This is a genomic window from Rhodococcus sp. MSC1_016, assembly GCF_023667485.2.
Lineage (GTDB): Bacteria > Actinomycetota > Actinomycetes > Mycobacteriales > Mycobacteriaceae > Rhodococcus_F > Rhodococcus_F oxybenzonivorans.
Genome location: NZ_JAMOZI020000001.1, coordinates 2,814,182 through 2,837,591 on the forward strand (window position 1 = coordinate 2,814,182; position 23,410 = coordinate 2,837,591).

General features: G+C 67.2%; 20 protein-coding genes. 7 read left to right on the forward strand and 13 right to left on the reverse strand.

The features are described from left to right. Nucleotides 1-32 precede the first annotated feature (32 nt). The 4 genes from L1080_RS12990 (at nt 33) to L1080_RS13005 (ending at nt 5,386) form a co-directional block, all read left to right on the forward strand. Nucleotides 33-1,133 carry a polyprenyl synthetase family protein gene (locus L1080_RS12990; protein WP_250774380.1) on the forward strand — a complete coding sequence of 367 codons (1,101 nt, stop codon included), beginning with the start codon at nt 33-35 and terminating at the stop codon, nt 1,131-1,133. A gap of 10 nt (nt 1,134-1,143) precedes the next feature. After that, the gene (gene crtI, locus L1080_RS12995; RefSeq protein WP_250774197.1) at nt 1,144-2,751 is read left to right on the forward strand and encodes a phytoene desaturase family protein; all 1,608 of its coding nucleotides are present in this window, start codon (nt 1,144-1,146) and stop codon (nt 2,749-2,751) included. A gap of 81 nt (nt 2,752-2,832) precedes the next feature. Next, nucleotides 2,833-4,437, forward strand: coding sequence for an alpha-(1->6)-mannopyranosyltransferase A (locus tag L1080_RS13000; RefSeq protein WP_159927128.1), 1,605 nt, complete (start codon nt 2,833-2,835; stop codon nt 4,435-4,437). A gap of 7 nt (nt 4,438-4,444) precedes the next feature. Continuing rightward, nucleotides 4,445-5,386 carry a phytoene/squalene synthase family protein gene (locus tag L1080_RS13005; RefSeq protein WP_250774195.1) on the forward strand — a complete coding sequence of 314 codons (942 nt, stop codon included), beginning with the start codon at nt 4,445-4,447 and terminating at the stop codon, nt 5,384-5,386. Between the two features lie 8 nt (nt 5,387-5,394). Here L1080_RS13005 and L1080_RS13010 read toward each other — a convergent pair whose 3' ends face one another. After that, nucleotides 5,395-5,763, reverse strand: coding sequence for an Rv2175c family DNA-binding protein (locus tag L1080_RS13010; protein WP_250774187.1), 369 nt, complete (start codon nt 5,761-5,763; stop codon nt 5,395-5,397). A gap of 110 nt (nt 5,764-5,873) precedes the next feature. Between L1080_RS13010 and pknB the strand changes: the two genes are divergently transcribed. Then, entirely contained in the window at nt 5,874-7,886 is a 2,013-nt protein-coding gene (gene pknB / locus L1080_RS13015) for a Stk1 family PASTA domain-containing Ser/Thr kinase (protein ID WP_250774185.1), read from the forward strand. An 11-nt stretch (nt 7,887-7,897) separates the two neighbouring features. Here pknB and L1080_RS13020 read toward each other — a convergent pair whose 3' ends face one another. Further along, on the reverse strand, nt 7,898-9,283 hold the full coding sequence (locus L1080_RS13020) for a class II 3-deoxy-7-phosphoheptulonate synthase (protein ID WP_109329236.1): 1,386 nt from the start codon (nt 9,281-9,283) through the stop codon (nt 7,898-7,900). 42 nt (nt 9,284-9,325) lie between these two features. Further along, nucleotides 9,326-9,817, reverse strand: coding sequence for a polyadenylate-specific 3'-exoribonuclease AS (locus L1080_RS13025; RefSeq protein WP_159921691.1), 492 nt, complete (start codon nt 9,815-9,817; stop codon nt 9,326-9,328). Nucleotides 9,818-9,884: 67 nt separating this feature from the next. Between L1080_RS13025 and L1080_RS13030 the strand changes: the two genes are divergently transcribed. Then, the gene (locus L1080_RS13030) at nt 9,885-11,207 is read left to right on the forward strand and encodes a glycosyltransferase 87 family protein (RefSeq protein ID WP_250774183.1); all 1,323 of its coding nucleotides are present in this window, start codon (nt 9,885-9,887) and stop codon (nt 11,205-11,207) included. Nucleotides 11,208-11,462: 255 nt separating this feature from the next. Here L1080_RS13030 and L1080_RS13035 read toward each other — a convergent pair whose 3' ends face one another. The 6 genes from L1080_RS13035 to L1080_RS13060 form a co-directional block, all read right to left on the reverse strand. Beyond that, nucleotides 11,463-12,218: a lysophospholipid acyltransferase family protein gene (locus tag L1080_RS13035; protein ID WP_159921687.1), complete on the reverse strand. Its 756-nt coding sequence runs from the start codon at nt 12,216-12,218 to the stop codon at nt 11,463-11,465. Between the two features lie 127 nt (nt 12,219-12,345). After that, nucleotides 12,346-13,341, reverse strand: coding sequence for an ROK family protein (locus tag L1080_RS13040; protein WP_109335033.1), 996 nt, complete (start codon nt 13,339-13,341; stop codon nt 12,346-12,348). Nucleotides 13,342-13,405: 64 nt separating this feature from the next. Next, nucleotides 13,406-13,807 carry a hypothetical protein gene (locus L1080_RS13045; RefSeq protein WP_250774181.1) on the reverse strand — a complete coding sequence of 134 codons (402 nt, stop codon included), beginning with the start codon at nt 13,805-13,807 and terminating at the stop codon, nt 13,406-13,408. Next, on the reverse strand, nt 13,804-15,045 hold the full coding sequence (locus L1080_RS13050) for an ArsA family ATPase (RefSeq protein ID WP_284708483.1): 1,242 nt from the start codon (nt 15,043-15,045) through the stop codon (nt 13,804-13,806). Before L1080_RS13050 ends, L1080_RS13045 begins: the two co-directional genes overlap by 4 nt. Beyond that, entirely contained in the window at nt 15,042-15,479 is a 438-nt protein-coding gene (locus L1080_RS13055; protein ID WP_159921683.1) for an SRPBCC family protein, read from the reverse strand. The genes L1080_RS13050 and L1080_RS13055 overlap by 4 nt, the downstream gene beginning before the upstream one ends. A 152-nt stretch (nt 15,480-15,631) precedes the next feature. Next, nucleotides 15,632-16,012, reverse strand: a complete 381-nt coding sequence (locus L1080_RS13060; RefSeq protein ID WP_159921681.1) for a polyketide cyclase / dehydrase and lipid transport — start codon at nt 16,010-16,012, stop codon at nt 15,632-15,634. 172 nt (nt 16,013-16,184) lie between these two features. Between L1080_RS13060 and L1080_RS13065 the strand changes: the two genes are divergently transcribed. Beyond that, nucleotides 16,185-17,996 (forward strand): AMP-dependent synthetase/ligase, encoded by a 1,812-nt coding sequence (locus tag L1080_RS13065; protein ID WP_250774177.1) that lies wholly within the window; start codon nt 16,185-16,187, stop codon nt 17,994-17,996. A 95-nt stretch (nt 17,997-18,091) separates the two neighbouring features. On the opposite strand, the gene L1080_RS13070 is transcribed toward L1080_RS13065, so the two are convergent. From L1080_RS13070 to L1080_RS13085, 4 genes are all read right to left on the reverse strand, one after another. Further along, nucleotides 18,092-19,291, reverse strand: coding sequence for a DDE-type integrase/transposase/recombinase (locus L1080_RS13070; RefSeq protein WP_459030939.1), 1,200 nt, complete (start codon nt 19,289-19,291; stop codon nt 18,092-18,094). A gap of 137 nt (nt 19,292-19,428) precedes the next feature. Further along, nucleotides 19,429-20,556 (reverse strand): glycosyltransferase family 4 protein, encoded by a 1,128-nt coding sequence (locus tag L1080_RS13075; RefSeq protein WP_159921677.1) that lies wholly within the window; start codon nt 20,554-20,556, stop codon nt 19,429-19,431. Nucleotides 20,557-20,599: 43 nt separating this feature from the next. Beyond that, nucleotides 20,600-21,967, reverse strand: coding sequence for a hypothetical protein (locus L1080_RS13080; RefSeq protein ID WP_250777103.1), 1,368 nt, complete (start codon nt 21,965-21,967; stop codon nt 20,600-20,602). Between the two features lie 49 nt (nt 21,968-22,016). After that, nucleotides 22,017-23,069, reverse strand: coding sequence for a C40 family peptidase (locus L1080_RS13085; protein WP_159927122.1), 1,053 nt, complete (start codon nt 23,067-23,069; stop codon nt 22,017-22,019). Nucleotides 23,070-23,410: the final 341 nt, after the last annotated feature.

Sequence of the window (23,410 nt, forward strand, 5' to 3'; positions counted from 1 at the left end):
GCTGCCGTCACCGGTGCGCACGCGGAACGTCGATCTGGGAGGCAACACTGTCCGTCGAAACGCGCCCCTCCGCTCTGGCGGCCGAGGTCGAGAATGCGCTTCGAGAGTTCTTCGCCGGCCGGACGGAGTTGGTCGACGCCGTGGGCGGCGGCTACCGCGACGCCGTGACCACGCTGGAGAACTTCGTCCTCCGCGGCGGGAAGCGAGTACGCCCGGCCTTTGCGTGGACCGGGTGGATCGGCGCGGGCGGTGACCCGCAGGGTCCCGACGCCGGGCCGGTGCTGCGCGCCTGCTCAGCCCTCGAGCTGGTCCAAGCCTGCGCCCTGGTTCATGACGACATCATCGATGCCTCCACCACGCGACGCGGGTTCCCCACCGTCCACGTCCAGTTCGAGGAACGCCACCGCGCCGGTTCCTGGAGCGGCGAGTCTCCGCACTTCGGGGAGGCTGTCGCCATCCTGCTCGGCGACCTCGCATTGGCCTGGGCGGACGACATGATCCGCGAATCCGGTATCGGCCCGGACGCCGCCGCGCGCATCTCCCCCGTCTGGTCCGCGATGCGCACCGAGGTTCTCGGTGGCCAGTTTCTGGACATCAGCAACGAGGCCCGGGCCGACGAGTCGATCGACGCGGCGATGCGGGTCAACCGGTACAAGACCGCGGCGTACACCATCGAGCGGCCACTGCATCTCGGTGCCGCACTCGCCGGTGCCGGCGAGAACCTCGTGTCGGCCTACCGAAGATTCGGTACGGACATCGGGATCGCATTCCAGCTGCGGGACGATCTCCTCGGCGTGTTCGGTGACCCGGCCGTGACCGGAAAGCCGTCGGGTGACGATCTGCGGGCGGGGAAACGCACCGTGCTGTTCGCGCTGGCCCTTCAGCGCGCCGACCGCGATGATCCCGGGGCGGCCGCAGCGCTACGCGGGAGCATCGGCACCGACCTGTCCGACGCGGACGTGGATACGCTCCGCGAGACGATCACCTCGCTCGGCGCGGTCGACGACGTCGAGAAACGAATCGAGGAACTCGTCGACTCCGCGCTGACGACCCTGACGGCAAGCACCGCGACGCCGGAGGCGAAACAACACCTCACCGACATGGCGGTCGCGGCGACGCGGCGCAACTCCTGACGGCACCCCGATGGCACGCACGCTCCGCACCGTTCCGGGCCCCACCGATCACGTCGTCGTCGTCGGCGCCGGTCTCGCGGGCCTGTCGGCGGCTCTTCACCTCAGGGGGTCGGGCCGGCGGGTCACCGTCCTCGAACGGGATCCACTGCCGGGCGGCCGGGTGGGCACCTACCGCGGTCCCGGCTACGACATCGACAACGGCGCAACCGTGCTCACCATGCCCGAACTGGTCCGTGAAGCCCTCGCTGCGGTCGGAGCGGATTTCACCTCGACCCGGCCCGCCCTGATTCTCGAGAAACTGTCCCCGGCCTATCACGCGCGCTTCACCGACGGTTCCTCGCTCGACGTCCACTCGGACCCGGCGGCGATGGTCGCCGAGATCACCCGGGTGTGCGGACCCGCGGAATCCGATCGCTACCTGAAGCTACGACGCTGGCTTGGTCGCATCTTCGACGCCGAGTACTCCCGTTTCATGGACGCGAACTTCGACTCGCCACTCGACCTCGTGTCGAGCAGGGCGGCCGCGGCGGATCTCGTCCGGCTCACTGCCCTGGGCGGGTTCGGCCGGCTCGGTTCCCGGGTCGATCGCACGATCACCGATCCGCGGCTACGCCGGATCTTCACCTTCCAGGCCCTGTACGCCGGGGTTGCGCCCGCCGATGCGCTCGCGGTGTACGGCGCCATCGCCCACATGGACACCTCATTGGGCGTCTACTTCCCGCAGGGCGGCATGCGCTCCATTGCTCGCGCACTCGCCGACGCATTCACCACGGCGGGCGGCGACCTCCGGCTCGACACAACGGTCACGCGGGTCGAAACGTCCGATGGCCGTGTGCGCGCCCTCCACACCGCGTCCGGTGAACGCGTCGGATGCGACGCCGTGGTCCTCACCCCGGACACCGCGGTTGTCGACGAACTGCTCCGGCCGGTCGCCCGGAGGATCCCCCGCCGCGTAAGGGTGTCACCGTCCGCGGTGGTCCTCCACGGCACGATCCCCACCGCGGTGACCTCCCGGTGGGCGGCGCAGCGTCACCACACCATCGACTTCGGCGCCGCGTGGGAGCGAACCTTCGCGGAGATCACCGCACGAGCCGGCCGCGGTCGCCTCATGACGGACCCCTCCCTGCTGATCACCCGGCCCGCGCTGTCCGACCCGAGCCTCCTCGTGGACCGCTCGGGTGTTCCGTCCGAGCCGCTGTCGGTCCTGGCGCCCTGCCCCAATCTGCGCAGTGCCCCGCTCGAGTGGTCGTCGCTGACCGGCCCCTACACGCGCGAACTTCTGCGGGTGCTCGAGGACCGCGGATACACGGGCATCGCCGCGCAGTTCGAGATCGACCACGTCGATACGCCGCTGACCTGGCTGAACAAGGGCATGAGCGCGGGCAGCCCGTTCGCGGCAGCACACGTCTTCCGCCAGACAGGCCCCTTCCGGCGCCCGAATCTGGTGCCGGGCGTCGACAACGCCGTCCTCGCCGGTTCCGGCACGGTCCCCGGTGTCGGTGTACCGACCGTCCTGCTGTCGGGGAAGCTCGCCGCGCGCCGCATCACCGGTGCGCAGGAGCCCGAAAGGCAGATATATGAGCGAGGCGTGGCAATAAGTGGTGTCGGGAGCAATTAAACTAGGCGCGACCATGTGGTGCGCGCGATGATCGGTGCACCGATCGCAACCGAACTCACCTCGGGGGAGGAATCTGCACCCATGACGTCCTCTGCCCCGCAGGCGACCGTCGCCCCTGCGACGACACCGCCGCACCGTTCGTGGCCTCAGACCACGGCCGACTTCCTCCGCAGCCAGGCGGGACATGCGGCGATCCTGGGTTTCGCCGGCGCGATCATGATCACGTTCGGTGGTTTCGGTGCGGGTAGCGTCCGCCGCGAGGATCCCCTGCTCGAGGCGATGCATCTGTCGTGGCTGCGGTTCGGGCACGGCCAGATACTGTCCACCGCCATCGTCTGGATCGGCGTCATCTCGATGATCGCCGCCTGGGTCCGGTTGGGGCGCGGCACGCTGGCCGGGGATGTGGCTCTGCGGCAGTTGCGCCTGATCGTTCCGATCTGGACGGCGCCCCTGCTGCTGGCGGTGCCGATGTTCAGCCGCGATGCCTACTCGTATCTCGCCCAGGGCGCCCTCCTGCGCGACGGCTTCGATCCCTATGCCGTGGGCCCGGTGGTCAATCCTGGGATTCTGCTCGACAACGTCAGCAACGTGTGGACCACGACGACGGCGCCCTACGGTCCGGTCTTCCTGCTTCTCGGTCAGGGAATCACCGCCCTGACCGGTGACAACGTCATCGCCGGCACCATGCTGCTGCGTCTGACGATGCTGCCGGGGCTCGCTCTCATGATGTGGGCGGTCCCCCACCTCGCACGTCACCTCGGCGGAAACCCGGCCATCGCCCTGTGGCTGGCAGTGCTCAACCCCCTCGTTCTGGTCCATCTCATCGGTGGAGTCCACAACGAGATGCTGATGGTCGGCCTGATGACGGCGGGCATTGCGCTCGTCCTCGAGCGACGCCATCTCGCGGGCATCGGGCTCGTCGCGATTGCGGTGGCGATCAAGGCGACCGCCGGTGCCGCACTCCCCTTCATGGTGTGGATCTGGATGCTGCACGAGAAGGAGAGAGCGGAGGCCGAAGGGCGTACTCCGGCATCGCCGCTGGCACTGTTCGCGAAAACTGCCGGCGCGGGGGTCGCCGTGTTCGTCGTCATCTTCGCCGCAGCGTCGGCGGTGGCCGGGGTCGGACTGGGCTGGATGACGGCCCTGTCGGGTTCGAACAAGATCATCAACTGGTTGTCGTTGCCGACGATCCTTGCCCATGTCGTGACCGTCGGAACGTCTTGGTTCGCGGATCTGCGGCTCGGCGAAATCCTCGCGATCACCCGGCCGATCTGCGCAGCCGCACTCGTCGCGATCGTCCTGACCGTCTGGTGGAAATTCAAGAACACCGAACGGGACGCAATACTCGGAATCCTGATCGTCCTGGTCGCCATCGTCATTCTCTCGCCGGCCGCGCTGCCCTGGTACTACTCCTGGCCCGTCGCCATCGCAGCGGGCTTCGCCCTGTCCACACGCACGCTGATGGTGCTCGTCGGGCTGTCCACTTGGTTGATGCTGGTATTCCAGCCCGACGGCTCGATCGGCCTCTACACCTTCCCCCACGTTGCTCTCGCCACGTTCGCGGCTGTGGTCGCGGCGGTGTCGCTGCGCACGGTCGACCCTCTGCGCTTGCGCGCATCCCGGCCGTCCCCGGAGGTCCCCTCCTCCGGACTCCGACGCGTAGCCGCGTCACCCGGCGTGGAATAGCCGGGCCATGACGGAGCTGGTGGAGAGCTATCGCTACTGCGGTGCTCTGACAGCGGAGCATGGACGCACGTACCACCTCGCCACCCGGTTACTTCCCAGGCACCGCCGCAACGCGGTTCACGCGCTCTACGCGTTCGCCCGCACCGTCGACGACATCGTCGATGTCGAGATGGGCGGCGTGCGGTCGACCGAAGACTGTGCAGCAGAACTCGATCGAATCGAATCGATGCTTCGACGGGGATTCGACGACCCGACTGCAATCGACCCGCGAGCGGTTCCCGAGCTGGCGCCCGTCCTTCCCGCTTTCCTGGACTCGGTCGCGACCTTCCACATCTCGCCCGAATACTTCTTTGCGTTCCTCGAGTCGATGCGGATGGATATTCCGGATACCCCGTCGCACCGTGCCCGGTACACCACGATGCCGGCACTGCGGGAGTACATGTACGGGTCCGCCGCCGTGATCGGGCTCCAGATGCTGCCCGTGCTCGGCACGATCTGTCCCGCGAACGAGGCGGAGCCCCACGCCGCTGCGCTCGGCGAAGCGTTCCAGCTGACCAACTTCCTCCGGGACGTCGGAGAAGACCTCGACCGGGGACGCGTATACCTCCCCGCTGACGAGCTGGCAGCTTTCGGTGTCGACACCGACCTGCTGATGTCCAGCCGACGCACCGGAACAACGGATCAGCGCATCGTTCGTGCGCTCGCCCACCTCATCGCGGTCACCCGGGCGGTGTACCGGGATGCGGAGCCGGGCATCGGCATGCTGGACCGCCGGGTACAGCCCGGGATCAGAACGGCCTTCGTGCTGTACTCGAGGATTCTCGACGAAATAGAGCGCAGCGGCTATGCCGTCTTACACCAGCGCGCGACGGTGCCGCGCAGGAACCGGTGGTCCACCGCCATTCCCCAATTCGCCCGGCTCGCGGTTCCCATACGCGGCACGCAGTGAAACGACGCTCAGAAACCCATCGCCTGTGCCCGGCGAACGACCTCTCGAGCCAGATCCCCGTGCAGCGCCTGCACGGGCGTCCCCGGAAGGCTGTCGTCCTTCCGGAAAAGCCACAGCAGAATCTCCTCGTCGCGGAAGCCGCCGTCGTGTAGTACCGCGATGAGGCCGGGCAGCCACTTCAGCGTCTGCCCGTCCTCACCGAAGAACAGTTCCGGAACGCCGAGCACACCGTTGCGGCGAACAGCGATCAGCTGCTCATCCCGTAGAAGCTGCTGCACACGTGTGACGGGTACACCCAGCGACTTCGCCACGTCCACCAGCTGTAGTAGCGAGACGGAAGGGTCCAGGACATCGTCACAGTAAGGGATGGCACTCACTCCCCTAACGTTATCTGGTCGGTTCCGCCGTGGCGCTACCGGTCGGTCCGGCTGGCTACGATTGGAGGGCGCGTGGCCGGACTGCGCGGACATTACGGGGGACGGACACAGTGCACGATGGAGGTCAACGTTTGATCGGCGAACTGCTCGACCGGCGCTATCGGGTGGATGCCCTGATCGCGCGTGGGGGTATGTCCACCGTGTATCGGGGGCTCGACATGCGCCTCGACCGTCCGGTGGCCATCAAAGTGATGGACCCGCAGTTCGCTGCCGACCCTGCCTTCGTCTCCCGCTTCGAGTTCGAAGCCCGTTCGGTGGCCCGGCTGGGGCATCCCTCACTCGTCGCCGTCTACGACCAGGGACACGACCGCGAACACGCCTTTCTCGTGATGGAACTCGTCGATGGGGGAACGCTACGGGAACTGTTGCGCGAGCGCGGGCCGATGCCTCCGCATGCCGTGGCCGCGGTGGCTGGACCGGTTCTCGATGCGCTGGCCGTCGCTCACCGTGCCGGACTCGTGCACAGGGACGTCAAACCGGAGAACATCCTGATTTCCGACGGCGGCGAGGTGAAGATCGCCGACTTCGGTCTGGTGCGCGCCGCAGCAGCGTCGAACACCACGTCCAACAGCGTCATTCTCGGTACCGCCGCATACCTGTCTCCCGAGCAGGTCACGTCCGGGGTCGCGGATACCCGCAGCGACGTCTATTCCACCGGGATCCTGCTGTTCGAGCTTCTCACCGGGCGCACACCGTTTACCGGGGACACCTCCCTTTCCGTTGCGTATCAGCGCATCAACCAGGACGTTCCCCGACCGGGGTCGTACATCGCCGGGGTTCCGCACGAGTTCGACGAACTCGTCGCCGAGGCCACCCACCGGGAACCCTCACACCGTTTCGCCAACGCCGAACAGATGGGAACGGCACTCCGTAGCATCGCGGCGGCGCTCGAGCTGCCCACCTACCGGGTGCCCGCACCCCGCCGCTCGGCCCAGCATCTTGCGGCCGCTGCGAGCGCACCTCCGCTCACCTCGCCGCCCAGCCCGCTCGCCCCACCCACCGCGCACCTTCCCGCTGCTCCTCTCCACGCACCGCTCCCGCAACACAGCGGACAGCCCGGTATCCAGCACACCCGCATCGTGACGGCGGGTACCCCGCGTCCCCCGATGGACGGGCACGGATCGGACGGCGACGACGAACCTGACGAGGGGTACCGGTATCCGGATTTCGCCGCCGAACGTCAGCGGTCGCGGCGGACGACGATCCTGTGGCTGCTGGTGGTACTGATGCTCGCCCTCGCCGTGGGGTTCGGCGGCTGGTGGATGGGTTCCGGCCGGTACACCGCGGTCCCGGCCATCGACGGGCTGGATCGAGGTGCCGCGGTGTCGGCGATCGAGGCGGCAGGGCTCACCTCGGAGATTCGCGGCGAGTATTCGGATACAGCCGCCCTCGACACCGTGCTGGGGACGGATCCCCCGGGCGGCTCGCGAATCTCCCGGGACGGCACGGTCGCGCTCGTCGTGTCACTCGGACAGCCGACCGTCCCTCCCCTGCCCGCCGGCGGCGATCGTTCCGAGATCGAGCGGGAGCTTCGGCACCGGACCTTCATGCCCGTCGACGGGGGTCAGGCATTCAGCGCGAAGGTTCCGATCGGTGCGGTGGCCGCGCTCGATCCGGCGCCCGGCACCTCACTCCCCACGGGCTCGCAGGTAAAACTCATCGTCAGCAAGGGCGCTCCCCCCGTCGACATCCCCGACGTGCGGGGAATGTCGGAGGCCGAGGCACGCGCGTCCCTCGAAGCGGTCGGCATCGTGGTGCAGGACACTGCCACCGACTTCGACCGGAAGGTCGAGGAAGGCGATGTCATCGCCACCGACCCGAAAGCCGGTACCCAGGTCAGCGCAGGCAGCAGTGTCACCTTGACGGTGTCCAACGCTGTGCGGGTGCCGTCGATGCTCGGACGCACCGTCGGATCCGCTCGCGACGAACTGACGCGACTGGGACTCGAGGTGAAGGTGCGTCAAGTCACCGACACCGACCGGTCGGTGGTGATCAGCCAGAACCCGGGCAGCGGCGACCTGGTGAAACCCGGGAGCACAATCACCCTGGTGTCGCTGCCCTGACTCTGTCCGGATCAGCCGCGCAGCATCTCCGCGACGAGGAACGCCAGTTCGAGTGACTGCTGCGTGTTGAGCCTCGGGTCGCAGGCAGTCTCGTACCGGCCCGAGAGATCGAGGTCGGAAATGTCCTGGGCGCCGCCGAGGCACTCGGTGACGTTCTCGCCGGTCAACTCGACATGGATGCCGCCCGGGTAGGTGCCGAGGCCGTTGTGGACCTCGAAGAAACCCTGAACCTCGTCGACGATGCGGTCGAAGTGACGGGTCTTGTAGCCGGTGGACGCCTCGTGCGTGTTGCCGTGCATCGGGTCGCACTGCCAGATGATCTGGTGGCCGGTGGCCTGCACCTTTTCGATGATGGGCGGCAGCAGGTCGCGCACCTTGTTGTTGCCCATGCGGGAGATCAGTGTCAGCCGGCCCGGTTTGTTGGTGGGGTCGAGACGCTCGACGTATTCGACGGCCATCTCGGGGGTGGTGCTGGGACCGATCTTCAGACCGATCGGGTTGGACACCAGTTCCGCGAACGCGATGTGCGCTCCGTCGAGCTGACGGGTGCGGTCACCGATCCACAGGAAGTGGGCCGACAGGTCGTACAGCTTGGGGTGATCGTCGTCGTTGTCCAGACGGAGCATCGCTCGCTCGTAATCGAGGACCAGTGCCTCATGGCTGGCGAAGATCTGCGCCTGATGCAGGCTCGGATCGGTGACGCCGCACGCGTTCATAAACTGCAGGCCACGGTCGATTTCCGCGGCAAGTGCCTCGTAGCGGGCACCCGCGGGTGAGGACGCCACGAACTCACGGTTCCAGTCGTGGACCTTGTGCAGATCGGCCATGCCCGCGCCGGTGAGCGCGCGGACGAGGTTCATCGCTGCACTCGCGTTCGCGTAGGCGCGCACCAGCCGCGACGGGTCGTGGGCGCGCACCGCCTCGTCCGCGACGAGGGAGTTGATCATGTCGCCGCGGTACGACTGCAGTCCCAGTGCGTCCACGTTCGACGACCTCGGCTTCGCGTACTGACCGGCGATGCGCGCAACCTTGACCACGGGCAGGCTCGCGCCGTAGGTGAGGACGACGGCCATCTGCAGCAGCGTGCGAATGTTGCCCTTGATGTGCGGCTCGGTGTTGTCGGCGAAGGTCTCCGCGCAGTCACCGCCCTGGAGGAGGAATGCCTCCCCACGGGCCACCTGCGCCAGCTTCTCCTGCAGCGCGACGACCTCGCTGGCGACCGTGATCGGCGGAACGCTCTCGAGGACGGTCCGCATCGCCGCGGCCTGCCCCTCCGGCCACTGCGGCTGCTGGGCAGCCGGCTTGGCCAGGGCAGCGTCGAGCTGCTCACGCATCACGGAAGGAAGCGGCGGAAGTTCGGGCAAGCGGTCGATCGGCACGTCGACAGTCCAGTTCACCCATACAGGATATTCGCTCGGCAGGACGGATGGCGAGTCAGGTCACCGCAGCGACCGCGCCACCCGCACGGCTTCGAACTTTGCCATGTTGTGCCGGGCGTCGGCCAGTGCGTCGTGTGCGTCTCCCGGTGCAGGTGGAAGGGCTGGACTGCCGTTGTCCTCCCAGTACTGACGGAGCTCTCGGGTGTAGCGGGGCAGCGACTGCGGCAACGCCGTCATGTCTCCCCACAGCTGACACAGGGCGACGTGGTCGTAGGCGGCCACCCACGCCCACAGTTCGGGCACCACGCCGGGTCGGGGAATCAGGAACGTGTACAGGTCGTCGCGGATCCGCGCGCGGCTCTTCCACAAGGGGGACGACGGTTGAGGCAGTTTCGGCAGAACGTTCCGCCGCACCCACTTTCCGGCGCGCGCGGGATCGAACTCGGTGGACACGGCGTAGAATTCACGTCCGTCCTCTGCGACCACCCCGATCGACACCAGGTCGATCGTGCGACCATCCTCGATGAACTCGCAGTCGTAGAAGTAACGCACGCCCGCAGACTATGCCTCATTCGTCGGCGTCGACCGGATCCACCCCTCACTCCTGAAGGAGACCTTGGTGAGCGCTACCCCCGACGGTCGTCGGTCCGCGGGCACTGCCGCGGACCGCTCGGAGGCGCCGCGGACGCCGCCGGGACAACGCGTGGCAGGTGTGTTGATCCGGGTCCTGATCGTCACCGGACTCGTCACCGGCTTCGCGTATAACCTCGTCGGTCTGCCGGGTCTGCGCGACTTCGGTTTCTACTACCGGCTCGACCTGGACGTCTACCGTCTCGGCGGGTCGGTGTTCCTCCACGGGCCCACTCTCTACGGATCGATGCCACCCACGCAGATGGGTAACTTCCTTCCGTTCACCTATCCGCCGCTCGCGGCGGTGGTCTTCAGTCCACTGTCGCTGGTGTCGCTGGAGGCCGCAGGAGTGGTGGTGACCGTGCTGTCCCTTGTCGCCCTGTTCGGCGCACTCCTCGTCACTCTCGACTCCCTCGGAATCGCCCCGCGGACCACCCTGGTGTGGACGGCACTCGGCGGGCTGGCCGTGGCCATGACACTCGAACCGGTGTCGTCCACTCTCGACTACGGGCAGATCAACATCCTGCTGATGGCGTTGGTGGCGTTCGACTGCCTCGCGAAGCGCACACCCCTGCCCCGCGGTGTGTTGATCGGACTGGCCGCCGCCGTGAAGCTGACCCCCGCCGTGTTCGTGCTGTACTTCCTGCTGCGCAGAGACTTTCGCGCGGCAGTGACGACGGCGGCCGCCTTCGTTGCATTCAGCGCGGTGGGCGCGATCGCAACGTGGAGCGACTCGGTCATCTACTGGACCCGGACTCTCTTCGACTCGGGCCGGATCGGCACTCCCGCGTATCCGGCAAATCAGAGCATCACCGGGGTGCTGGCACGTTTCGACGTGAGCGAGTCGTTGCGCACCCCGATCTGGCTGCTGCTCAGTCTCGGGGTTCTCGCCGTCGTGATCGTCGCGATGCTCCGAACGCTCCGCGCCGGAGAGGCCGCGCTCGCGCTCGGGGTGAACGCGGTGCTGGGACTTCTGGTGTCCCCGGTGTCCTGGTCACACCACTGGGTGTGGTCGGTGCCGATCATCCTCACGCTCGGGGTCCTCGCCTACCGGCGACGCAGCATCGCGCTCGGGCTCCTCGCAGTCGCGGGACTGGCCGTCATCAAGGTGGCCGCCCATTGGAAGCTGGGAGTCGGCCGTTGGAGCGGCGTCCACTGGAGTGTGTGGGACCAGTTCCTGGCGTCGTCCTACGTGTGGTGGGGCCTCGCTGTGGTAGCCGTGGCGTTCGTCACCTTCGGCACGGCCGCATCCCGGCCGGACGGGGACGAACGCCGGACACCGTCCGGCGACGTGTCCGTCCCCGTGTCCTGAGGCGACGTGTCCGTCCCCGTGTCCTGAGGCGACGTGTCCGTCCCCGTGTCCTGAGGCGACGTGTCCGTCCCCGTGTCCTGAGGCGACGTGTCCGTCCCCGTGTCCTGAGGCGACGTGTCCGTCCCCGTGTCCTGAGGCGACGTGTCCGTCCCCGTGTCCTGAGGCGACGTGTCCGTCCCCGTGTCCTGAGGCGACGTGTCCGTCCCCGTGTCCTGAGGCGACGTGTCCGTCCCCGTGGCCTGAGGCCGTGGCAAGTCAGCTCGCGCGTGTGTCCGGCATCCGAGTGACATCGGTGGCCGGGGCGAGTCCTGCCTCCGGCACCGCAGTCGGGCCGGTCGACGTCGACTTCTTGAGGGTCGCCGCGTAGATGTCGACGTACTCCTGACCGGACAGCTTCATCAGCTTGTACATCACCTCGTCGGTGACGGCCCGCTCGACGAACCGATTGCCGCCCATTCCCTCGAACCGGGAGAAGTCGATCGGCTCCCCGATCCGGACGGTCACCTTCGCGGGACGCCAGAGCCGCGAACCGATCGGGTTGACCTTCGCCGTTCCGATCATGGCCACCGGGATGACCTTCACACCGGACTCGAGCGCCAACCGCGCCAGTCCGGTCTTCCCCTTGTAGAGCCGGCCGTCCGGAGAACGGGTGCCCTCCGGATAGATGCCCAGCAACTTCCCCTGCGACAACACCCGCAGACCGGCATTCAGTGCGTCCTGCGCGGCGTCGGCCCCGGTGCGGTCGATCGGCACCTGCCCGGCGACGGAGAAGAACCAGCGCTGGAAGGCGCCCTTCAGTCCCGTCCCGGTGAAGTACTCACTCTTCGCGAGGAAGGTGATCCTGCGAGAGACACGCAACGGAAGGAAGAACGAATCCAGCACTGCCTGATGGTTACTCGCCAAGATGGCACCACCCTCGGCCGGAATGTTCTCCGTTCCCTCCACCGTGGGCCTACCCAACACCCAGAGAACCGGCCCCAAAAACACGTACTTGAAGAGCCAGTACCACATGGCGTCCCTCCCGTTGCAACCCAAGCTTCGTTCGGGTCGACTCTACTTCGGGTAGGTGAGGGCCGCTACATACGCCCTGGTACCCCGCACAGCATCACACTGCAGGTTTACAGGTGTCGAAGAGGAGTCAACCTACCCGGTCGGGCAGGACGGCCCGGGCGAGCTCCGCGGCACCGATCATGCCCGCTGCCTCACCCAGTTGAGTCGACCGGATTCGTGCCAACGGCCGATGGCCCGCGCCGGTGGTCAATGCAGCGTAGTGCTCGCGTGCCGCGTCGAGAAACAACGGGGACGAGCTTGCCACGCCGCCTGCGATCACGATGAGATCAGGGTCGTACACGTCGCCGATCAGTGCCAGCCCCACCCCGAGCCAGCGCGCGAATTCCCGCATCGTCTGTTGGGCCAGGGGGTCCCCGTCCTGGGCGGCGCCTGCGATCCGCCGTCCCGTCAGCGCACCCGGATCGACGGCGACTTCACGGGCGAGGATGGTCGAGGTCGTCGGGTCGGCGGCCAGCAGCTCGATCGCCGTGTCGACGAGGGCCGTGCCGCTGCAGTACCGCTCCCAGCACCCGCGCTTCCCACACGCGCACGGACGGCCGCCCGGAACCACCTGAATGTGCCCGAGCTCCGGTGCGACACCATGGCTGCCGCGGTAGAGCTGCCCGTCCGCGAGGAGCGCGGCCCCGATGCCGGTCCCGACGGCGAGCATCACCACGTTCCGACCTCCGGCCGCAGCGCCGAAACGGTGCTCGGCCCATGCGGCGGCATTGGCGTCGTGCTCGAGGATCACCGGGAGGCCCAGCCGCTCGCCCAGGTCCCGCCCTACCGGTGCACCCACCCAGGGCAGGTGGGGCGCGAACCGCACCGTGGTGCGGTCCGGGGTGATGAATCCGGCGACCGCCAGCCCGACAGCGGCGATACTGTGTCGCCCCGACAGCTCCCGTACGGCCCGGTCGAGGCCGTTTTCGAGAGCCTTCGCGGACGCCGGTGTCGGCGACTGGAGCGAGTCCAGAACCTCGCCACTCGCATCGACCACCGAGGCACGGATGCTGGTCCCGCCGACGTCGATGCCGATGGTCAGTGGCGAGCTGCCGCCCGTGTCGCTGCCCGCGCCGTTGTTCATGGACATGATTGTGCCCACGCCGGGCCGCCCGCGCGCACGAGATCTGCGGACAGGGCGCCGGCGGTCACTGCTTGATGGTGACCGAAATGGGGACGAACGCCGAGCCGGCGGGATCGCGTGCTGCGTCCTCGGCGCCACCCGGCGGGGGGTCCGGGGCCTGCGGGCCGTCCGGGGTGTCGTGCACACGATGCTCGTCGAGTATCTGCCGGAGAACCGCGATGAGCACGGTCCCCTGATTCGCCAGAAGTGTCACGAGGTCGTGCTGTTCTCCGCGAATCAACGCCGCGAGTGCACAGACCGGGCACCACGTGCACCCCGACCACTCGCCGGTGCCCGCCGCCGGATCGTCTGGCCCGTCCTGCGCGTGGGGTGCCGCGGCGCGCTGCAGGATCGGTTCGAGTCGCTCCAGGGCATTTTCGGCCAGCGCCCGCAGTTCCGCGACGAGTTGGGCGTGATCGTCGTTCATACCGGCCACACCTGAGGGTCGGGGGTGAAGCGCACCACGAGGTCGGTGCCGTCCAGTTCCGCGCCTGCAACGACGCATCGGCGTAGGACGGAGGCGAGGCGTATTCGCCGGCGCACCCCTTCGGCACCCACCACCAAATCGTCCTCCACTCGACCCAAGGTGAGAGTCGACGGATTCACGAGCGGCAGATACATCCGCATCGTGTACACAGAATCCACACCGGCCCCCGATTCCAGCCCCACCCGCACTGCAGGGGGGTTTTTCCCCAGCACCGCAACCGCGTCCACGCCGTCGGTATACAACTCCCTGGCGATATCGCCGAGATCGGCCAACCCTACCGGCTCCGTCACCGAACGGGTCACCGTGCGGATCACGGTCGCTCCGACCGACGCGGTGAGCTCGGCGAGCACCCTCTGCTGGAGCGCGCGTCGCCGCGTCAGCCAGGCGACTCCGGGACCATCTCCCTGATCAGTCGAATCGAACTGCGGCAGAAGGTTGTTCACGAGGATGGCATCGACCCGCAGGTCCGAGAGCGCCGCCACGGCCAAGGTGCGGCGAGTTTCTGTGAGCACCACCCGCTCGGGCGCGGTCACCAGGCGCACAGTGGTTTTCGAGCGGTTCGTCAGCAACGCCCGGACCTCGCCGACGGCGGAGACCACCTGCTCGAGCAACGAGACCAGCATGACCAGCCGCGGATCCGTGCCCACCAGGGCGATCATCCGCCGATGCTGCGGCCACACCCGCTCGATGTAGTCGAGGGTCATCGCAGGAGCGTCGAGCATCCGCAGGGCATCCGCGGTGGGTGGGCAGTCCACGACGACGGTGTCGTACCGCCCGCTGGTGGCGAAGCCGACGACCTCCCGCAAACCCAGCACGTCCTGCACACCCGGCAGCCCCGTCAACTCCTCGGGCTCCAGTGCCGACAGTTGCGCGCCATGGTCGTGGTTGCCTGCGGCGGCGATCAGTGCCGACACGCTCCTGAAGCGCCTTTCCAGCACGGAGAGAGTGTCCAGTTCGAGCACGTCGAGACTTTCGGCCACCGACACGAGGTCCCGTGCCGACCCGACACCGAGGACGTCGGCGAGTGAATGCGCTTGATCGAGGGAAACGAGAAGTGTCCGACTACCACTGTCCGCAGCCGCCCGCGCCGTCGCGGCAGCGAGTGTGGTCTTACCCACACCGCCCTTGCCAACGAAGAACTGGACCCGTGCGGGACCGCTACCGCCCTCGCTGATCAGCCTTCCACCCGCTTCTTCAGTTCCTTGAGCGCTGTATCGGTGATGGCCTTTTCGGCCTTGCGCTTGAACAGGCCGATCATCGGGATGGTGAGGTCCACGGTCAGTTCGTAGGTGACGGTGGTACTGCCACCCGATTCTTCCTCGAGCACATACGAACCGAATTGCGCCTTCTGTATCTCGCCCGACTCGAGCTCCCAGCTCACGGCCTTGCCGTCCGGCGCCCATTGGTAGCGGAGCACATAGGTGTCCTTGACCATTCCCGCATCGAGGACGAAGCGCACCCGATCGGCCCTGCCGTTCGGCCCCGGGTCCAGTACCTCCACGGATTTCGCTGCCGTCACCCACGCCGGATACGCGTCGAAGTCGGCGATCACATCCATCACCCGGGCGGCCGGCGCCTCGATACTGATCGACCTCTTGGTCCTCTCGGGCATGGACTGAACGCTTCCTTTCGCGTGTGCGAACCCGCGCGCCGATGGCCGGGCCACACTGTTACCTGGTTCCGTGACTGTGTCGTGCCCGACTATCACACACGATTCCTGTGCTCGGACACAATGCTGACGGCGCCCCGGGAAAGGGCGCCAGGTCAGGATGGTGGTTCCCCGGGTGCGCGACCCGCTTCCAGTTCCTTCTTGACCTCGAAGGACATCACTTTCCCCTCGACACGGCGGCGACGGTTCAGTGCGGCCAGGTCGGGTGAACCGTCGCCCTCGCTCCGGGCCGGTTCGGCATGCAGGAAGTAGTGGACGATCACCCCGTCGAGCACCGGTTCGAGCCACACCTCCATCGTTCCGGTGAGGGACCCGGCCACGACCCACCGGATCCCCTTGTCGGCACGGTCCTCGCGGACGGACAGAGTGAGGTCGGGCCACCACCGTCGCCAGCGGGTGGGCGGGGCAATCGCCGCCGCTACCTGCGCGGGTGGCGCCGCAACGAACGTCTGGTCTGCGACCTGAATACTGCTCACAGCGACTAGCTTCACACACTGCCGCGCCACGATCGCCGCGTGGTCGCTCCGGTGGCCGAGAGCAGGCTCTGAGCAGGGGTCCGTCGGGCTGGGACAGCGAGGTGCAGGCGAAGGTCTAAAGTTGAGCCAGACAATCCTACTCGTCAGTATCTTTCAGCGTCGGAGGTTTTTCGTGCCCGAGTTCAGCGCGCCACAGTCGTTCACGATCGCGGAGGACGCGTCCGCGGTCGACTCGGTGTTCGCCCACGCAGCGGCCCGTCCGGCGCTGGTCGTGTACAAGCGGAAGGTCGCGGGAACCTGGACCGATGTCACGGCCGCCGATTTCGCGGCACAGGTCACCGCGGTCGCGAAGGGCCTTGTCGCCCTAGGCGTCCAGCAGGGTGATCGGGTCGCGTTGATGTCCGCCACCCGGTACGAGTGGCCGCTCCTCGACTTCGCCATCTGGTCCGCCGGCGGCGTTACCGTCCCGATCTACGAAACATCCTCGGCGGAGCAGGTCCGCTGGATCCTCGGCGATTCCGAAGCCACCCAGTTGATTGTCGAGAACGCCACGCATGCGGAAACCGTGAAGGAGGTCGCCGCCGAGGCGTCGGCGCTGCGTGGGGTCTACCAGATCGAGGCGGCCGGCGGTGAGCGCGGCGTCGTCGACGAACTGACCACGCTCGGCATCGACGTCCCGGACGCGGAGATCGAGGCCCGGGTCGCGGCTCTGAAGTCGAGCGACCCCGCGACTCTCATCTACACCTCCGGTACCACCGGTCGCCCCAAAGGCTGCCAGCTGACGCACTCGAATCTGATCGCCGAGTCGAAGGGCATCCTCAACTCGAGCCTCGGCACCCTGCTGAAGTCCCCCGGTGTGAGCACGCTGATGTTCCTCCCGATGGCGCACGTACTCGCGCGGGCCGTGAGCATCGCATCGTTCGACGCCGGTGCTGCGCTCGGACACACGAGCGACATCCCGAACCTGGTCCCCACTTTCGGCGAGTTCCGCCCCGACTTCATCCTGTCGGTGCCCCGTGTCTTCGAGAAGGTGTACAACAGTGCCCGCGCCAAGGCCCACGGCGAGGGCAAGGGCAAGATTTTCGACGCGGCCGCCGAGACGGCCATCGCCTGGAGCGAAGCTCAGGACAAGGGAGGGCCGGGACTGGTCCTCAAGGCCAAGCATGCACTGTTCGACAAGCTGGTGTTCTCGAAACTACGCGCGGCGCTGGGCGGAAAGTGCCAGTTGGCGATCTCGGGCGGCGCACCCCTCGGCGCCCGGCTCGGTCACTTCTTCCGCGGCATCGGCATCACGATCTACGAGGGCTACGGCCTCACCGAGACCTCAGCGGCATTCGCAGTCAACACGATCGGCGAACAGAAGGTCGGTTCGGTCGGCAAACCCCTCGCAGGAAACTCGGTGCGCATCGCGGACGACGGCGAGATCCTGCTGTCGGGACCGGTGGTGTTCCACGGATACTGGCGCAACGAGGCCGCCACGTCCGAGGCACTCGACAACGGCTGGTTCCACACCGGCGACCTCGGGTCGGTCGATTCGGACGGTTACATCACGATCACCGGCCGCAAGAAAGAGATCATCGTCACGGCCGGTGGAAAGAACGTGTCCCCCGCGCAGCTCGAGGATCACCTTCGCGCGCACCCGCTCATCAGCCAGGCCATCGTCGTCGGCGACCAGAAGCCGTTCATCGGCGCTCTGATCACGATCGACGCCGACGCCCTCCCCGCGTGGAACGAGCGCAACGGCAAGCCCGCCGAGACCACGGTCGGCGATCTGCTCGCCGACGCCGATCTCACGGCCGAGATCGACGAGGCGGTCGCCGAAGCCAACAAACTCGTCTCGCACGCGGAAGCGATCAAGAAGTTCCGTATCCTGCCCGTCGACTTCACCGAGGAGACAGGCGAACTCACGCCCACGATGAAGCTCAAGCGGAACGTCGTGCACGAGAGCTTCTCCGAGGAGATCACCGCCATTTACGCCAAGTAGTCCCCTCCGGCTCGTGAGTACTTCTCAACCGCCCGCGGTTTGTGCTGTCTACGTTGATATGAGACACGGGTGTCTAGGTAGATGCGAGACAGATTTTAGGCGGGTTGGAGTTGTCCTTGGTAGCGCTTGGTGTGGTCGAGGTGTAGGTGTCCGATCACGTTGCCGTCGGCGGTGTAGGCGGTGACGTGGTCGTCGTCGTGGAGCAGGGTGATGGTATGCCCGGCTCTGCGCCGGCCGACGCTCAGTCGGGTGTGGGAGTCGATGCACACGGTGCCGGCGGAGGAGACGATCAGGGCGTGCACGGTGGCGTCGTGTTGGATCGGAAGTGCTTGTGGCCCACCGAGGAGTGGCGCGTTCTGCCAGGCCTGCAGTGGCGGCATCTTGACCGCACTGTGCGGGCGGTCGGTGTTGTAGAACCGCTGGTAGGTGTCGCAGAGCTGCTGCAGTTCGATCAGAGTGGTCGGTTGGGTGGGGTGAGTGGCCAACCATTGCTTGAAGGTGCGGTGGTGGCGTTCGACCTTCCCGCAGGTCTGTGGGTGGTATGGGGTGGAGTGGATCAGCCGCGCCCCGGCCCGCTTCACGACTCGGGTGAAGCCCGAGGTGCCGCCCTTGGTGCGGCGGGAGGTGAACGCGCTGCCGTTGTCGGCGAGTACCAGTGCCGGAACCCCGAAGTCGGTGAACGCGGCGGTGATCGCCGCGATCGCCCCGGCGGCGGTCTCGGCGTCCGCGACCCGGGTGGCGACCAGGGTGCGGGTGCAGTCGTCGAGGACCTCGAAGACGGTGGCCTTGGCTCCGGTCGCCAACCGAACTTCGGTGGCGTCGATCTGATAGCAGTCGCGGGGTTTGCGGTAGCAGAACCGGCGGTAGGACGATTTCGGGCGTTTCTTCGGCTCGGGGACGACCAGGTGGTAGCGGGTGAGGATCTTGTTGATCGTGGCCCGGGACGGGATGGTCCAGCCCTGCTCGGACCAGTGTTGTTTCTCGGCGACCGCGTTCAGGTGGTAGGCGATGGTGTCGGCGCCGCGCTCGTGATGGGGCAGGTTGAGGCGAAGCCGCACGATCTCGGCCTCCACCTCCCACGCGGTGGCGTGTGGGCAGGAGGTGGGCCGGCGGGACCGGGCGTTCCACCGGCCGTCCTCCTCGATCCGTTTCTTGTGCCGGTAGGCGGTGGCGCGGGAGATCCCGTGGTCTGTGCACCAGCGGGCGAAGTTCCCGTCGAACATGTCGGCGCCGGTGGTCTGCGAGACCACCAGCAGGGCGTGTAGCAGTGCCATGACGGCTTCCGTTCCGGTCATGAACCAAGTCCACGACCAGTCAGGTGCCTCATACCTCAATCGACAGCAGCGTGTCTCACATCTGGGTGGACATCATCTGTCTCACATGTCCCCAGACTCAACAAACCGCCCGCGGTTGAGAAGTACTCACGGGGCGGTCACGCAAGCAGTGCCCGCAGCTGGGCGGCGAGTACGTCCCATCGCCACTCCGCCTTGACCCATTCGCGTCCGGCCGCACCCATGGCGGCCGCGCGATCGCGGTCGGCGAGAACCGCAATCACCGAACGGGCCACCTCGTTCACCGACGTGCCGTCGACGACGAGCCCGGTCTCGTTCTGGCGCACCGTTTCCGGTGCACCACCCGACTGTCCCGCGACCACGGGGACTCCACTGGCGGATGCTTCGAGAAACACGATCCCCAGGCCTTCCACGTCCAGTCCCGCGCCCCGTGTGCGGCACGGCATGGCGAACACGTCGGCGATCGTATGGTGTGCCGCCAATTCGGCCGACGGAACCGTTCCGGTGAACACCACGTGGTCCTCCATACCCACCGCCCGGGCAATGGACCGGAGGCGGTCCTCGTAGGGCCCACCACCGACGATCACGAGTACCGCACCGTCGATGTGCTCACGGATGGCCGGAAGGGCCCGGATGAGAACGTCCTGCCCCTTGCGCGGCACCAGACGCGACAGGCACAGGACAGTCGGCCGCTCCCCCAGCCCGTACCGGGCCCGCAGTTCCGTGCGAGCGCCGCTGTCGGGCGCAAACCGCTCCGTGTCGACCCCCGGCGGCACGTGCTCGAGCGCGGCGCCCGCACCGAATGCGGACGCGAAGCGGCCACGGGTGTAGCGGCTCACGTAGGTGACGACGTCCGTCTGCTCACCGATCTGCCGCAACGCCTGCCGCGCGGCGGGCAGCATCGACCAGCCCACTTCGTGCCCGTGCGTGCTGGCGATGACGCGCTGCGCGCCCGCACGGCGAAGCGTCGGAGCGAGCAAGGCGAGTGGCGCGGCGGCCCCGAACCACACATTCGCGCACCCGTACTCCTCGATCAGCCGCGCGGCGCGCCGGGCCACGAACGGTGTCGGCACCATCAGCGTGGTGGGATGGCGTACCACCGGAAAGGGCTGTCGTGCATCGAAGGTGACATGCGAGTCGCCCCGCCACCGCGGGGCATACACCACCAAGTCGTCCGCCGGAAAGTGCTTGGCGAAGGTGTGCAGGTACGACTGGATACCACCCGGGCGGGGCGGAAAATCGTTCGTCACCAACAGGGTTCGACGCATGTGACCACCGTAGGCGGTTGACCAGGCGCTGGGCGACGCAGGGTCACCCCAGTCGGGCGCCCACCCAGTCGGCCCACTCGTCCCGGAATTGATCGGCATCGACGTCGAGGACCTCGGCCAGTGTGTCGTCGACCTGCACGGGGTCACTCTCCCCGACAGCCAACGCACGATACAGCTGCGTCACGTTCGATTCACCGAATTCCTCTGCCACGAACGCGTTGAGGGACCACGCCGTCTCGTAGGCGATGGACCCGCGCTCACCTGCCGCAGAGAAGTCCTCGTCACGGGGGAACTTCTGCGGTGCGCCTTCCTCGTCCACCAGCGCCGTGAGCGCGGGTGCGATCCGGCGTTTCTCCTCGTCGGAACCGCGGTATGCCGCGTACTCCGCGTACCCTTCGAGCACCCACATCGGCGAGTGATCGACCGTGTCGGCCCGCGCCGCCACATGGGTCAGTTCGTGCCGCAGGATCGCCCGGCGCGTCACCTCGGTGAGGCGCTCCGCCGACGCCGGGCTGAACACGATTCGCTGGCCGCTCACCGCTGCTGCCTCCGGGTCGACGGCATCCGAGATCGCGACGGCGGCAATGTCACGTCCGTCGTGATCCGGGCCGACCAGCGCCGTGAACTCGTCTTGCGACGCCGCCACCCACACGAGCGTCCTGCCCGCCCAGTCCGGCCCCCACAATTGCGTGACGTTGACCACCGCAGACGGGAGTTCTTCGGCCAGCCGGTCCACCATTGCGGCGTTGTCGGGGTGCCCCAGCACCACCGACGTCAGTCCGTCGCCTGTATCCACGCGGCGCGACACCACGGGGCCGAAATCCCACGGCCCACGCCAAGTCCGATGATCCCCGTCCACTGTGGCGTTGTCGCTCACCAGGGTCCAACGATCACCGCGCCGGGCGACGACCAGTGACACAGGTTTACGGGTGGAAAGCACGTCGACGTCCGCGATCGCATAGCGGAGTCGAACCGCGGGTGACCACACTTCGTCGGCGCCGAGCGCGTCGACCAGACTCTCCGGCACCTCGGTCGCGGTACCGTCGGCGAGCTCGTATCCCCAGTCCGAGAATTCGACAGCCGCGAGATTCGCGGCTCGCCGCGTCTCTGCAGCGAGAAATCCGGGTGATGCCGACGCATCCATCAGCTGTGACAAGGCTGCCGGATCGTTCGAGCGAACTGCCTCCGCCCATCGATCCAGGAGGGCCTGCACCGCGATGCGACGGCTCTGCTCCGCGGTGTCGGCGTTGCCGACGGCGCCGTCCGTGCGTTCGCCGGTTCGCGAGAATGCAGTCAAAGCCAGTACGACGAGGACGGCGAGAACGAGTCCCACCAGGGCGGCGAGTTCCCAGGGACGCGTCCGGCGGCGTGATGTCGGCTCCCCGGCGGTCGCCGGCTCTGATTCGGGCACGCCGGTGAGTGTATGAGCATGACCTCGAACGGTTGCGGGACGGTCACCGTCAGTAGCGGCGTGCTCCGTAGAACGGGAACCTGGCCATCGACTCGATTTTTACCGGGACACCGAATGTGGACGCGTGCAGGATGTTGCCGTTGCCCGCATACAGGCCGACGTGAGAGGCGTCGTCGTAGAAGAGGACCACGTCGCCGGGCTGGAGCTGATCGCGCGACACCGGGGTGCCCCCGCCTGCCTGCGCCTGACTCGACCGCGGCAACGTCTTCCCGACCTGCTTGTAAGCCCACACCACGAGACCAGAACAGTCGAACTCGTTCGGACCGGTGGCGCCCCAGACATACGGGTCGCCGATGCGGGTCATCCCGGCCTGGAGTGCGCTCGACCCGGAGCCCGGTGTGAGGTGGGCGAGGATCGTGTTCGGATCGAATCCCGGGGGGAACGGGGTACCGGCCAACTGGTCGCGCTCGGCACCCGTGAGGTCACCGAACGCCTTCATCACCTCACCGATCTGCGCCTGCAGGTCACTCTGCTTGCGCTGCAAATCGTCGCTGAGCGCCTTGGCTTCTTCGGTTGCGGACCGGGCGGTGTCCGCGGACTGCTTCGATGCTTCCGCGGCCTTCGCCGCATCCGACGTCGCTGCCTGGAACTGCGCGACCTGGTTGCGGGTCTCGTTGGAGATGACGTCGAGAGCCGACATCTGGTCCAGAAGTTGCTGCGGCGAATCACTGACCATCACCGCGAAGAGCCGATTGGTGCGGGCTCCCTGGTAATTGGCTGTCGCCAATTTGTTCACCACCGGCTCGAACACCGCAATGCGCGCTTTGGCGGCGTCGAGAGCCCCCTGATCACCGGCGAGCTTCGCCTCGGCGTCACGTTGTGCCGCCAACTTGGCGTCGAGGTCGATCTGCGCGTTGTGGAGTGCCTCGGACGTCTGCTCGGACTGCCGGGAGAGATCACCGAGTTTGGCCAGTGCCTCCGTTGGGTTGGTGACCACCGGGTCCGCGCCCGCCGACACGGTGGGCAGAGAGGTGAGTGTCAAGGACAGGACGCCCACGGTCAGCATGCTGCGCAGCGAGCGCTTCATCTTGTTCGAGCCCACGGAATGCGGTTCTCCGTTCATCGATCTCCACCACCCGAGACGCGATGCGATGCGCGACACGAGGGTCCGCGGTCGCGCACGGCCACGGAATGCTGAAGAGGTGGCGACCCGCGTTGTCGTCCGGTTCGGGTGACATGAGTTCGCAAGGTCTCGGATAGGTTACGGAATGGCATACGTTCGTGTCCACCTCCGACGCAGCCTCGTGGCACAGTCGATATCGGGGCGCATTTCCGACGGTGACAGGGCGCCGAGATGTCACAAAGGGTGGGTTCGAATGGCGATTCGAACCCACCCTCGGTGGTCGTGCGCGATCCTGCGAAGCTACCCCGTACATGCCCGGA